Raw genomic sequence first — 15189 nt, forward strand, 5'->3', positions numbered from 1 at the left:
GGCAAAGGGGATTTAGAATGTCACAGCGATTGAAGTTTCTGCAAACTGGACGATTGATGCTCACCACATCGTTGTGCGCAGCGGTGCTGGTTGCGGCGCCTGCGTTCGGGCAGGAAGCTCAAGGCCAGGCCGCCCAGCCTGACAGCGCGGTGGCGACGATGGTCAAGCTGCTCGTTGAGGAAGGCATTGTCAGCCCTGAAAAGGGCCAGGCGCTGATGCGACGTGCCGAAGCGGAAGCGGCGCAGCGCGCGGCGATTGCTCCGCCTCCACGCTCGGCTGAACTTGCGCCCCCGCCCGCCGGAGCGGTCCGTGTTCCCTATGTTCCCGAAACGGTTCGCGCCCAGATCAAGGATGAGTTGCGCCAGGAAGTATTGGCGCAGGCGCGGACCGAGCGCTGGGCAGCGCCTGACGAAGCGGCACCCGATTGGACGCGCAATATCCAAATTCATGGAGATTTCCGTTTCCGCTCGGCGTCGCACTTCTATGGTCGCGACAATGCGGTTGCGCACTACACAGACGTGGCGGCGTTCAACAACAATGGCCCCTATGACGTCTCGGGTTTCGGCGGCCAGTTGCTCCCCACGCTCAACACAACGCGTGACAAGCGCAACAATATGCAAGTCCGTGGCCGGATCGGTATCGAAGCCAAGGTTGCAGATCGGTTCACGCTCGGTTTCCAGCTGGCGACGGGTGACGATCCAGGGCCGATCTCGACGAATTCCAGCCTGACGGGTGGTTTCCGCAAGCGCGATGTCTGGATCCAGAACGCCTATGTGAAAGGGGAACTCGTCCCCGGCGTGACCGCGATGCTCGGTCGGTTCGACAACCCACTTCGGTCGACCGATCTCATGTTCGACCCGGATCTCGCCTTTGACGGTGTTTACGGTGAAGCGAACATCACGCGCATCCTGGGCAACGACGATTTCCGGTTCGCTGTTCGCGGCGGCGCGTTCCCGCTCCAGTTCGAGCCCGAGAATTTCCCGGAAACCTCAGTCGGCAAGCGCAATTGGCGCGATCGCTACCTGTTCACCGCCCAGGCCGAACTCGGCAAGACGTTCGCTGGCGGCATCGATGTCAACGTCAGCGCGGCCTATCACAATTTCACATACCTTCGTGGCCATGTATCGGAGCCGTGCGACGTCTTTTCCGCGAGCAATGTCGAATGTTCGACCGACCTTCTCCGGCCGCTTTGGCCAAGCAAGGGTAATACGCTGATGTTCCTGCGGGACATCGACTTCACCTATGCCGATCCCGCAAATCCCCTTGAGCCGCAGTATCTCGGCCTGAAATACGCTTACCGCGTACTTGATCTCAATGCCTCGGTCAGCGTGCCGATCTCCGAGCGGGTGCAGGCCCGTCTTACCGGAAACTTCCTTCACAATTTCGGGTTCGATCCGAAGAACAATTGCCTTCGCGGAAATCAGGGCGCTCCGATCACGAACGTCCTGATCACCGATCCGACCAATCCGCAGCAGGGCGTTTGTGACGCGACCAATCCCGCGCGCTTCGTCGGCGGCAACGAAGGCTATGGGATTTACTTCTCGATCGGCGATCCAGCGCTGTTCAGTATCAATCCGCGGCGCGCGAAGCGCGGTTCGTGGGCGTTTAACGCTGCCTACAAGTATCTCGAAAGCGATGCTGTCCCTGACAGCTTCACCGACTCTGATTTCCGGCTCGGTGGAACCAACGCGAAGGGTTTTGTCATTGGCGGCGCATGGGCTCCGTTCAACAATGTGACCATTGGCGGCCGCTGGCTTTCCGCAGGTGAGATCGTTGACGCCCCGCTTCGCATCGACGTGCTCCATCTCGACCTTGGCCTGGCCTTCTGATGGTAAGGGACGCCCTCTCCTTTACCCAAGGTTCAGCCTTGGCCGTGCTCGCCGGCGCCTCTCAACGCGTGGGCACGGCGGCGTCGCCGGGTCGTTCCGGCGGCGCCATTAAGGGGAGGGGGGATCACCGCTTCAATTTTGCAAGCGTAACAAACGAAAGCCGTCTCTCGCATTCTGAGATCAGGGTGCGCCGAGGCCTTCGTTTTCGCCGAATTTTTTCTTCTCAGCTGTTCGGCCCAGCGCCGACCGGAGCCTTCGCATGATGTCTGGTTCTTCCTTCTCCTCGGGCGCGCGGCGTCGTTTCCTCCTGCTCGGAGCAAGCTTCGTTGCGCTTGCGACCGGGGGACTTCCGACCGTTGCCACCGCTCAGACCATGGGAGCAGTCATCGGCGGCGCCGCGCAACCGCGTCCTGCCCCGACGCAGACAGGCGGCGTGCCGGTTCGTTCGGGCACGATGCAAGGGGCACTGCAGCGCCAGCAAACCACTCAAGGCCGCGTTGACCAAATTCGGTCTTATGTGGCGTCGATCAAGGCTGCAGTAGACCGCGGCCCGGTGGTGGATGGCCTGGATCGCAACGGTCTTGATCCGACGGAAGCGATCCGGGAGGCGATCGCCGCGACGCGCGCTGGTAACGCCCAGCGTGCGAGCGAACTGTTGATCAGCGCGGGGGCCCAGTATGATTTAACGGGGCTCAAGACCTGGCAGGGTGCCGGGCTGCCGTCGCAGACGACTGGCGCTGACGGTCATGTCACGGTGACCATCGACCAGAACCAGGAGCGGGCTCTGCTGTCCTGGAACCGGTTTGATATCGGCAAGAACACGACGCTGCAGTTCAATCAGAAGTCTAACGGGACCGCGCAGCCCGGCTGGGTTGCGGTCAACCGCGTCACCAATGCGACAGATCCGAGCCTGATTCTCGGCAACCTCAAGGCCGACGGCACCGTCGTCGTGCTCAACCGCGCCGGCATCATCTTCGGCAAGGATAGCCAGGTCAATACACACTCCCTCCTCGCCTCGACGCTCGAACTGGGGAACGCGGCCCGCTATGTTCAGGGCAATACCGGCCCAACCCAGGCGACGACGATCGCCGAGCGCAACGCTGCGTATTTGGAGAGCGGCCTGTTCACGCCAGCCAACGGCACGACGGGCATGACGATCGACAACACGACCGCTGTTGCGCCGTTGCTCGTTTCCGGAATGTCGCAGGGTGACGGTACGCTTTTCGCAGCCGATGCCGAGGGCGGCATCGTCGTGGATGCCGGCGCTCGCATTGGAGCTGGTGCGGGCGGGTTCGTGATGCTCGCCGGCCCCGACATTCGTAATGCTGGAACACTGAGCGCGATCGATGGCCAGGTCAGCCTGCAGGCTGGCCGAGCTGTCGTTTATGAGGAGTCCACAGGTGGCAATGCCAGCATCGACCCGTTCGTTCGTGGCTACAAGCTCAACAGCTTCGTCTTCAAGGATCAGGCCGATGGTACGATCGTCAATACCGGCCTGATCGAATCCCGTCGCGGCTATATCTCGTTGGGGACCGGGGCGAACGGCAGTATCAGTCAGAATGGCTTGCTGACGGCGACCACAAGTGTTGCGCGCAACGGCAAGATCTCCCTCACAGCCGGGGAAATCACACTTGGCGGCAGCAGCAATGCCCGAAATGCCGGCGCCCTCGTGATCACGCCTGACGGCAATGGTGAGACCATCCCGGTAGGAACGACAAACGAACCTGCCGGCTTCAAGCAATCGCAGATAGAGATCGGGACTCAGATCCTTCGTCCTTACCAGAAGCTCGGTGCGCTCATCGGAACCGACTTTACGATGGGCGAGAATGCGCTGATTCATGCGCCTGGAGCCGATGTCGGCATTGGTGTGATCAAGGTCAACGACGTTCCAGATGCTGGCGTCGAAATTCGCGATCATCTCGGCCGTATCGACATCGCACGGGGTGCGCTGATCGACGTTGCGGGCCTCAAGGATGTGCAACTCGACGCCTCGCGCAACTCGATCGAGATCGCACCGGTCAAGCGCGGCGAATTGCGCGATAGCCCAAACTATCGCGAGGTCGAGGTCGACGGCAATTTCAGCCTCAACGGCAAGACGATCTTCATCGACCCACGTGTCTCAGGCGTACGCGATGACGGTGTCGCTTGGGTAGGCTCGCCGCTGATCGAAGGGGCCAGCATCGCCGGGCAACTGCCGGCAACAGCGGCCGAGTTCATGACCAAAGGCGGCACGGTCACGCTTGCCACAAGCAATCCCATAAACTTCACCGGTATCACGGTCGATACCGCGCCGAGCGTGCACGTCGCGAGCGGCGCGACGATCGACATCTCCGGCGGCTGGGTTAGCTATGCTTCGGGTGCGGTCAAGACCAGCAAGCTGGTGACTTCGGACGGACGCATCGTCGATATCGCGCGGGCCAACCCCAACGACGTCTATGTCGACGTCATCACCAGCACCACCGAGGTGCGGCAACCGCGGGTCGGGATGCTGCGCAACTGGCAGCTCGGCACCGGGCAGCGCGCGCGGGTCGATGCGGCCTATGACGAAGGCCGTGATGCGGGGGCGCTGACGATCAGCGGTGCAGCGGTGACCGTTGAGGGCATGGTCCACGCCAATGCCTTTGCGGGTGCGCGGCAGGTCGCCGGAGACAGCAAGGCAAGTCTGGTGCCGACCATGCTGGGTCGGTCACTGCAGGCAAGCCCTTATGAACTGCCTTCAGGCGGTGCACTGTCGATTTCCTCACTCGGCGATGTCCTGGTCTATCATGGCACGCGCGGAACGGTGGAAGCCAACCGTGCCGAACTTCTGCTGTCCGACGCGATGCTCAACGCTGCGGGGCTATCCGAGCTTTCGCTCACCGCTGCAGGTATGGTGACGTTTGCCGGGCTCAATCCGGTCACGCTGCAAACACCCGATGCGCTCCGCATCACCGGGGTATCGGATCTGACGCTCACGCCGGGCGGCATTCTTTCGGTCGAAGCCGGTCGTACCATCCGGTTCGACGGGAATGTCACTGTGGCATCAGGAACTATTGCAGCAAGAACAGAGCTGTCGGGCCAAATGCTGAACGACCTCTTTGTGGGCTTGAATCCCACTGTCAGCAACGGCTCGGCCTTCCGCACAGGCCTATATGGCGACAGCAATGGCGACGATATCAGCAGCAATTATCTCTACGCTGCTGACCCCGGCGCCCTGAATCCGTTCGATATTGTCGTATCTGGCAAGCTTTCGACGGCAGGCCAGTGGGTCAATGACTATAACCACACCGGTACGCTTCTCGGCGGGGCTTGGCGCGATGGCGGTCGTATCAGCCTGACCGTCGCGCCCAACGTCTTCGTCGCGATTGGAGACAGCCTGGCAACGGCAACACAGGCGGCGGATCTGTCGGGCAGCATTCGTGTTTCCGGCACGCTGGATGCCACCTCGGGAGGCTATGTCACCCCCACCGGCAGCCTGGTGCTCGACGGCAAAGGCGGCAATGTATCGTTGGTCAATCAGACCACCTACGCATCGCCACGTCTGACCGATAGCGGCACACTTTTCAATGAACCGCGCGGCTTGTCTTTGTGGCCAGTCGGAGGCGCGCCGACCCAGTCGATTGAGTTCACCCCTATTCCCGGGGTTGCGAACAGTAGGACGGCGATCCTGCCCAGCCTGGTTCCCGACGCCCAGCGTTCGACCGTCGATATTACGAATGCGTCGATCCTGGGATTCGGGTTCGCTGGCGGTGGGCAGTTCTCGCTGGTAGCGCCCGATGTGAGCTTCGGTTCTGACAACCGGGCCGGAAGCACGCATATTGGCCTCGACTTTTTCAAGACCACCGGCTTCGGCACACTGGATGTCTCCAGCTACCGTTCGCGTATCGTCGATGATCTGTTCGCCAACGACCGGGTGGCAAAGTCGGCGGTCCTCGAGACGACGCGCTTCGTCGTCCAGAACGGCGAGACCTTCGATCTCACCCAGTGGATGCTGCCGACACTGCTGACCGCCGATCAGAGCAAGGCACTACGCGGCCTCGGCACCGGCTCCAGCCTGCTCGCACAGCCTTTCCTTGCGCCGACCACCAATGTGGCGTTGTGGGATCGCAAGGCGGCGCACCTGGTGCTGGGCGGTCTGACCGAGCTCGACGTCATGGCGGGCGGCACGGTCACGGGCGCGCCGGAAGCCTCGATCACGATCGGCAAGCTCTACAATGCCGGCTCCATCACCCTGCACGGCGGCTCGATTGTCCAGCGGAACGATCTGGTCGACAGCCTGATCGTCGGCGGCCTTGGTGTGCGCGATCTATCGGACGCCTTTGGTGGAGCGATCGACAGTCAGGGCAGGTTCCTCGAAAGTGCGGAGAATGCGGCAGGGCTCACCGATCCAACCAATCGTGGTCGACTTTTGACGAATGCGGAACTGGTTTCGAAGGACGGCGCCGATCGGTTGATCCATTTCCTGGGGCTGGTCGACACGGCTGATGGCATCGTGCTCGCTGCCGGGAGCAAGACTGACCTCTCCGGTATCGCGATCACCAATCCCCGCGCCTCGATTATCGGCGGCCGGCAACTCTTGACCGGACGTGTGATCGACGGCGGTTCCATTCGACTTAAGGCTTCCCAAGAGGTGGGACGACTGGTTGGTCCGGGTCAACGCGATGTCGCGATGTCGGGTCGAGCGCTGGTGCGAGAAGACGGATCGGCACTCGATATCAGCGGCGCCAGCGCGACCTTCGAGATGGCCGGCAGTCTCGGCGCGATCACGCCCTGGCTCGAGTGGAGCAAGGCAGGAACGATCTCGGCGCTGGCCGGCGGCACCCTCGGCACGGCCCCGATCAACGCCCATGGTGGAGTGGCGCAGGCCGAAGGTGGCACGCTCGAATGGCTGGATCCCACGATCGGGACCGGGAATGGTTCAAGGGACTATCTTTCCACCAGTCTAATTTCCAGCAGCGGCTTCGATAGCGTGGTCGCGCGCGCCGGACTCACGCTTGACGGTTCCTTCGATCTGGCGTTGCGCAAGGCGCTCATCGTCACCTCGCAGGATCCGCTTGTGGCAAGCAACCTCTATGTTGCGGACGCGGCGGTGTCGATCGGAGCGACGGCCGGAACGGATGCGACCCTGCGCGCCGGCTATGTGCGGCTCGCAAGTCGGTGGGGAAGAACCCCGGACGTTGCGGGTCTCGAAGGTGACGGCAATGTCCGACTGATTGCCGGCGGCCAGGGCATCGACATCGCCGGAGCCATCGGCTTCGAACGATCCATAGCCTCGCTCACCTTCGCGACACCCGGCGATATGCGCCTGACCGGGGTGGACTGGGGACAGGCACCGGGACGCCCTACCTATGACGGTGCTCTCGTCACAGCCGCAGACATACTGATCGACGCGCGCCGAACCTATGCCACGACCGGCACCGGCAATTTGCAGGGCATGCTTGAAGGGGCGCTGACAAGCGTTTCCGGCGGCTACTCGCAACGACCGTTCGATATCGCAGCGCTTGACGACCATCGGATCACCTTCGGGAACAACTTCCTCGATCCAAAAGCGCCTGCTCCACTTTCCGCAGGCACACATCTTCGCGTCCTGGCGCGCGAGATTGTGCAAAACGGCTATATCGCGGCGCCGCTGGGCCTGCTCGAGTTCGGCAGCACCACACCGATCCGGATCGGCGTCGGCGGATCGCTGATGTCGACCCCGACTGAGAAGCTGACCTTCGGTACGGGCAGCGTAACCTCGGTGTCGGGCGCGGGATTGATCGTTCCCTACGGCACGACCACGGACGGTGTGGAATATTACTTCCCGACCGTAGGCACGCCGCTGACCAAGCTCCCAGTTGGCGAGCTTGTGCTGTCGGCTGAGAGCATCGTGCAGGCCGAGGGCGCGCTGATCGACGGTCGCGGTGGCGGCGACGTCTATGCCTATGAGTTCCAGTCCGGCGTAGGCGGCTCGCGCGACGTGCTCGACCGTTTCAACCGCGATGCCTTCAGCGCCAATGGCTACGACCCGGTCACCGGGACAGGCTACCAGTTCGCCGATCAACGCCAAGTCTATGCGCTGGTGCCGGTGAGCGAGGCGGGCAAGATCGCGCCTTACGATCCGATCTACTCGGCCGACTATCCCGATCTCTATCGGGCGCAGGCCGGCAAGACCGTCACCCTCGACGGTGGTCACGGCATCGCCGGAGGCGAGTATCTGCTGGTCCCTGCAAAATATGCGATGGCGATCCCCGGCGCGCTGCGCCTGGTCGAGAATACAGGCTTGGCCGCGCCGCTGCCGGGGACCAGCACGCAGTTACTCGACGGTTCGGTTGTGGTCGGCGGCACCTATGCCTTTGCTGGAACGGGCATCTCGGAATCGACCCGCCATTCGTTCACGGTTCAGACGAAGGACGTCTTCACCAAATACTCCTCGATCAAGACCACGAGCGGCTCGGACTATCTGACGGGCCGCGATCCCGACGTCCGTCCGCGCCTGCCGCTGGACGCCGCGCGCGTCGTGCTCGCGCCCTTGAGCGAATTGAAGCTCGCGGGTGCGTTCGACCTTAGCGCCGGCGAAGGCGGCCAGGCGGGCCAGATCGACATCCTTGGTTCGAACATCCTGATCGCCGCCGATGGCACAGAGGCCGCTGACGGCGTGCTGCTGATCGCCGACAGCACGCTGGCGAAGCTCAATGCGCCGAGCCTGCTGGTCGGCGGCCGCCGCAGCGACAACGCCGATGGCACCACCACGATCACGGCATCGGCCACTAACCTGACGGTCGCCGGCGACGCGCACCTCTCTGCTGGCGAGCTTCTGCTTGCAGTCGGAGGCGCGGGCTCCGTGCTCGCGATCGAAGACGGCGCAACACTCGCCGCCACCGGCGACCCTGCGATCAAAACCAGTGCTGATTACAAGGCGTCGGCCGCCGGATCGATCCTGCGCCTCGCCAATGGCGCCGAGCGTCTCGTTGCCCGCACGGGAACCGGCGACAGCGCGATCGAGATCGGGGCTGCGACGTTGAGCGGTGAAGCCCTGGCTCTCGACACCAGCGGCCGCTTCGCGGTCGCTGACGGCGCCAACCTCAACGCCAAATATGCGGCGATCTCGGGCTCGGATATCCACTTTGCCGGCAGCGCTGACGCCTCGGGCGAAGCCGGCGCGATCGGGACCAGCCTTGCGGCCAAGCTCGGTGCGGCTGAGCGCCTGACGGTACGTTCGCCGGGCTCGATCCGGTTTGCGGCGGGCAAGCACAGCTTCAATGACCTGGTGCTCGATACCGCGAGCCTTGCCGCCGATCCACAGGCTGCGGCAGGTTCGGCCGTGCGGATCGAAGCGGGCAAGGTGCGCCTCGCCAACAGCGGCAATGCCGCCGATGGCTGCGCAAGCAACGCGCTGTGCGGCAGCGCCGGAAGCCTCAGCCTTGGAGCCAAAACGATCAGTCTCGGCAACAATGCGGTACGCGCCAGCGGGTTCAGCGACGGCGTGACCCTCGCCGCGAGCGACGGCCTCTATGTCGAGGGCAAGGGCAGCCTGGACGTTGGCAGCGCCGCCCTGACGCTCAACACGCCATTCATTGCCGAGCGCACGGCCGCTGCCGATCCGCGCAATCAGACGGTGCGCCCGGATTACACTTTCCTCACCAGCGGCGCGGTGGCGATCAGCGCAACCGGGACCAATGCTGAAGCCAAGATCGAGGGCAATGCGACGCCCGGTGCGCGCATCGCGTTCGGCACGATCGACGATCGGGTGGCGTCGGTGTCGATCAGCGGCACCGCGATCCGCGCGACCGCGGGGATCATCGACCTGCAGAGTGAGGGCGACATAAGCCTCTCCGGGGCGACCCTCAGCGTTCCGGGCTATGAGAAGACCTTCGGCGACGAGGTCGATCCGGTCACCGTCTCGGCGGGCGGCGGTACGCTCAACCTGTTCAGCGCAAACGGCAGCATTGAGACCGATGCAGGCTCGGCGCTGACTACAGACACTGGCAACGGCAATGCCGGCACGCTGAACCTGCTTGCAGGCAACGGCAGCGTGACCCTGCTCGCCGCGCTCAATCCCGGCCTCGCGGTGGATCCTGACGTAGAAGCAACGGACGGCGAACCGGCCAAAGCCGCTCTGCGGCAGGGGTCATTCACCCTCGACAGCGGGACCGGCAGCTTCGACTTTGGCGGGTTCGTCGAGAGCTACGGCACCCAGTTCGGCGGCGATGTCTGGGTCCGCACCGGCGCGGGTAATCTCGACCTTGCTGAAGGCCAGAGCCTCAAGGCGAAGAATGTGACGCTGACCGCCGATGGTGGAAGCATCTCGATCGCGGGCACGCTCGACACCTCGGGCGTCGATGTCACCGGCATGACCGCCGATGCCGCACGCAACGCAGCCGTCAACGGCGGCGATATTGCCCTGTGGGGCCAGAACGGCGTGACGCTCGCCTCGACCGCGAAGCTCGATACGCACACGACCGGCTATGCGGACACTGACAGCCGACCCGCCAAGGCTGGCGACGTCACCATCGGCATCGGCAGCGAAGCGGCCAGCCTCACCATCGCCAGCGGCGCGACGATCGACGTCGGCGCAAGGCGCACCCAGGCCGAGCCCGGTGTCGGCCGGATGATCCCGCAAGTGATCACCGATCCGGCCACCGGCAGCCCGGTCACCGTCTATCGCTACGCCGAGCCCGATCAGGGCGGCACCGTGACGTTCCGCGCGCCCGTCATCGGCGGTAACCGTGACAAGGTGGCTCTGAGCCAACGCGGGACCATCCTTGGCGCTGACTCGATCCAGCTCGAAGCCTTCCAGCGCTATGATCTCGACGCTATGGCCGACAGCGGCCTCTATAGCGGCATCACGCGTGGGTCTGACGGTGCGATCCTGCTCGACTTCGGGGCGACCGGGGCCAACCCGTTCACCACCGACATGGCGCTCGCCGACGGCAAAAGCTCGCTGGTCCGGTTCATCCAGACGTTCGACGTCTCGACGCTCGATGGCTCGAGCCTCGATGGCATGCGCCTGCGGCCCGGGGTCGAACTGGCTTCGACCGGCAGCATCGAGACCGCCAGCCAGTGGAACCTCGCCGCCGCCAGCTTCTCGCCCGCGCAGTTGCAAGCGGCCGTAGACGCCGGCGTGCTCGAACTGATCCCCGAGATCAGCACCGGCAGCGAGCCACGCTACAAGGTCGTGCCCGGCAAGGAAGGCCAACTGCTCGATCGCTACGCAACGTTCCTCTACCGCACCGACGGTGGCTCGGCTCGCGGCGAAGCGCCGGTGGTCACCCTTCGCGCCGGCAACGATCTGACCATCAATCGCTCGATCTCGGACGGGTTCTTCACGTTCCGTGACAAGTCCGATGCCGATTACATCAATTGGCAGCTCGGCGGCGGGGATCGTACCTGGCAGCCGGCGCTTCAGTTCTCTTGCGGTGGCGCGAGCGGCTCCTGTGGCAATATTGCTTCCTATGGCACCGGTGCCAATCCCGGTGCATCCAGCACCCTGACGATTTCGCTCACCACGGCTGCCACCCAAGGTGATCAATATATCGGAGCCGCCAATATCAACTCGCCACTCTCACTGGCGGGCAATGGCGCGGATGCCGGTGGCGAGAGTCGGAACACGCTGGGCTTTGCCGAACTGTTCCCGCTGCTCGAGGGTGATGTGGCGATGCATTCGTCGGACCTTCGCCTGGTGGCCGGCGCGGGCAACACACTCTCGGCCAATCCGCTGGTGGTCGACCGCGCGCTCAACGCCGACGTTACCCTCCAGGGCGAATACAGCTATCGGCTGACCGCGACCGGTACGGTCGCCTATGACGGCCCGCTCCAGTTCCGCCTGCAGCGCGCAACAACAGACCCAACAAAGGTCAGCTTCGATATCGGTGATACGCTCGATCTTACCGATACCACTGCGCAACTTAATTTGCTGAAAGATGATGCCTACACCCAATTCAATTGGGGAAATACGGCCGGTTTGGGCGCGGACACCCGTGCTGCAGCTCGGGTGTATTTCGCCGGCAAGGGCTACAGCTTCGTTGGCAATGCCACCAATCCGACCGGAATCATCGCACCCCTCAACGAGGTCATCGCGTTCCTGCAGAGCTTCGAGCCAACCTACCGGGCAGGTATAGCAAGCGGTCGCACCGGCTACAGCGTTAATCTCAGTCCGCCGGTGATCCGCTACGGCAACGCCAACCAGCAAACCGCCCCGAACGCGCCCAATCAGGCCTTCGTTCGCACGGCTGTGCGAACCGGCGATGGCAATATCGCGATGGCCGCATCGCGCGACATCGACCTGCGAGGGGGTGAGCAGGCCGTCTATCGCCGTGCTGACGGCACCCAAGTCTCGGCTCCAAGCTATTTGGGCAACTCAACGGATGCGGTGCAGTTTGCTTCCTCGGCAATCTACACCGCTGGCGTTCGGATCGCGCCGTCGGATGTTCGTGGGCGTATTGTCGGCACCGACCAGATTGTGTCGCTCACACCTGACAGCTCTTACCTGTCGCCTATTGCCGAGGCGGTGGATTTCATCCCTTCGCCCAAGGGAATTACAGGGAACCAGCCAGTGCTGGCCCATGGCGGCGGCGATGTGTTCCTTATTGCCGGGCGTGATGTGCTCGGCCGGCGCGACGAGTGGACTCAACTATTTGGCACGCGCGGTCAAAGTTATACCGGTGCCAGCTCCAACGAAAGCACATGGGCCAACGATACGGCGGGATCGCAATCCACCCAGCCATGGCGAACCGGTGCCGTGGGTAACGATACCGAAATCGGCCTTGCACCCAGCTATTTCCGCTCGGGTGTTGGTGCACTCGCGGGCGGCGATGTGAGCGTGAATGCGGGCCGCGACGTATCTCAATTGACCGTGGCGTTGGGTTCGACCGCGACGACGACGCTTGCTGATGCAGGCAAGATGATGCTGACCTTCGGCCGAGGTGATCTCTCGCTGCTGGCGGGACGGGACGTCTTGGCGGGCGCGGTGGATATTGCGGGCGGAGCAGCGGGTATCCGTGCTGGACGCGATATCACCGCATCAGGCCGAGAACCTCTGCCTCAAGAGACGCTGCAATATCTGCGCGTGCGGGTTTCCGACGCAGTCGTCGATGTATCTGCTGGCGGTTCGGCAACTCTCGCTAGTATTTCGGCACTTGGTGTAGATCAGTCACAAAGTTCGGGTGGATTCTATTCGCCTGTTGCTTCCGTAAAGTTGTCAGCCACGGAGACTTCGCGAGTCGCTCAGACTGACGGCCTTGGTAATGCCAAGGATTATGGGCAATTTCCGTCATTCAAGACCGAGTTCGGAACTGAAGTCGATTTTTCCCAAATTCTGCCGCCTAGCGTGACGCTCATCTCCTTCGCAGGGAGCGTGGAACTACCACAGAACAGTGCGCAAATTCTGTACCCTTCTGCCTTTGGGCAACTCCGCATACTGAGCGTTGGTGGGCTACAAGATCTGGTCATCGGCATGGATGATAGCGATCCTGGTTTGGTCGGCGGGGCCTTTTCTAGCGGATCGCGCTATTTCCAGTTGCCGGGTGTAACGACCGCAACGACCAACATCGAACGACGATTACAGCATAACCAATTTATTACCCACGCCGGCGACTTTGAACCGGTTCGCATTTACACAGACGGCAATATCAATCGCGGCGCGATATTTCTGCCGAAGCAGGCACGGATCACTGCGGGCGGTGATATCATAGATTTGTTCTTCCAGGGCCAGAATGTTGCGTTCGAGGACACCACTCGTGTGCGTGCGGGTGGTGACATTTTCGGGAGTGTTGGCAGTAGCGCTCGTTTTACTTTCATTCGGTCGAATAATTTCATCCTCGGTGGGCCCGGTTCATTCATCGTCGAGGCTGGCGGTGATTTGGGACCATTCGTCTCCTCTGTCCGCATAAACGGCGCTGACAGTGCAGGCGGGATCCGCACGATCGGTAATGAATATAACCCTTGGTTGTCGGACGAGGGTGCGAGCTTGAGTGTTCGATTTGGGATGAAGGGCGGCGCCGACTATGCCGCACTTCGCGAAACCTACCTCAACCCGGAGAATTTCGCGAAGCTCGACGGCGACCTGTTCGAGCAGATCACGGACAGCTTCGGCAACCGCAAGCCTGACCGGACGAAGCCGATCTATGCGCCGATGCTGGCCGATTGGTTGCGGACCAATGATCCGGCCGCATTCAGCGCGATCTTCGGAGCGAACCCTCCGGCCGGCGAAGGGCTCATAAGCGCGGCCTATGGCAAGACCAGCGAGCTCTATGCGGCGTTCGCCGGCATCGATCTTCTGCGTCAGCAACGCTTCCTGATCGACACGCTCTATTTTAACGAACTGTCGCAGGCGGCTAGGACCGAAAGTCCGTCCCACTTGCAATATGTGCGCGGCTATCGCGTGGTGAACACGCTCTTCTCGCCCGAGCTTGGCTATACCGACAATCTCGCGCCCTATACGACCAATCCTTCGACCATCACCGAGGATCGGCCGCTAGGCGTACCCGTACGCGCCATCGTTGACGGAAAGCCCCAGAAGGCCGAGCGTATTCTCACCGGTAATCTGGATCTGCGGCTGTCCACCATCCAGACTGCGCGTGGTGGCGCGGTATCTATCCTCGGCCCGGGTGGGGACCTGATCGCCGGGTCGATTGTGCGGACATCTCAACAACCTGCGCTGCACATGACTCCATTCACGAATCCTGGGCCGAGTATGGCCCCTCACGGACTCTTTGAGGGCGGCCGTCTTTCGCCATTTCCCACTCCCTTTGATGCTATCCCACTTGGTTACGAGGGTATTTTGACCCTACGTGGCGGGCCTATCAATGCATTCACGGATGGAGATGTCGTCCTGAATCAGAGCCGTGTGTTCTCGCAGCAATCCGGTGAGATCACTATGTGGTCGTCGAATGGCGACGTAGCGGCTGGACAGGGTCCGAAGAATGCGGCGAACTTTCCGCCGATTACAGTCCGGTTTGATCAGAATGGTTTTACCGAGGTGGACAGCGCGGGCAGTGTGGCTGGAGCGGGTATCGGTTCGTTCCAGCGCACACCAGATGATCCACCATCGGATATCTATCTCATCGCGCCGGTAGGTCTGGTCGACGCCGGCGATGCCGGTGTGCGTGCGTCGGGCCGTATCGCGGTGGCGGCGGCGCAGGTCGCAAACGCAGACAACTTCCAGGCGGCGGGCGATATCACCGGCGTGCCCACGACGACCGCACAGGTAGCAGTGGCCACCCCACAGGACGCAAGTTCCGCAATCGCCGCGCAGGCAGCGCAAGCGGCATCATCCAATAACCAGCGCGACCAGCGCTCGCTGATCACGGTCGATGTGCTTGGACCTGCCAGCGACGGACGTTGCGACCCTAATAGTCCGGGAGACCCGGATTGCAGATAAAGAATACCATCCAATCCTAAA

General features: G+C 62.5%; 2 protein-coding genes. Both read left to right on the forward strand.

Going from position 1 to position 15189, the window contains the following annotated elements:
* Window positions 1-17: 17 nt before the first annotated feature.
* Window positions 18-1829 carry a putative porin gene (locus WFP78_RS19460; protein ID WP_336965957.1) on the forward strand — a complete coding sequence of 604 codons (1812 nt, stop codon included), beginning with the start codon at window positions 18-20 and terminating at the stop codon, window positions 1827-1829.
* 259 nt (window positions 1830-2088) lie between these two features.
* Complete coding sequence (locus WFP78_RS19465; protein WP_336965959.1) at window positions 2089-15168, forward strand: filamentous haemagglutinin family protein; 13080 nt, start codon at window positions 2089-2091, stop codon at window positions 15166-15168.
* The last annotated feature ends 21 nt before the right edge of the window (window positions 15169-15189 follow it).

It is taken from the genome of Sphingobium aquiterrae, from assembly GCF_037154135.1.
GTDB lineage: Bacteria > Pseudomonadota > Alphaproteobacteria > Sphingomonadales > Sphingomonadaceae > Sphingobium > Sphingobium aquiterrae.

Coding starts and splice junctions, on each gene's coding strand:
- WFP78_RS19460 (WP_336965957.1), top strand. CDS start 18: ATGTCACAGCGATTGAAGTTTCTGCAAACTGGACGATTGATGCTCACC.
- WFP78_RS19465 (WP_336965959.1), top strand. CDS start 2,089: ATGATGTCTGGTTCTTCCTTCTCCTCGGGCGCGCGGCGTCGTTTCCTC.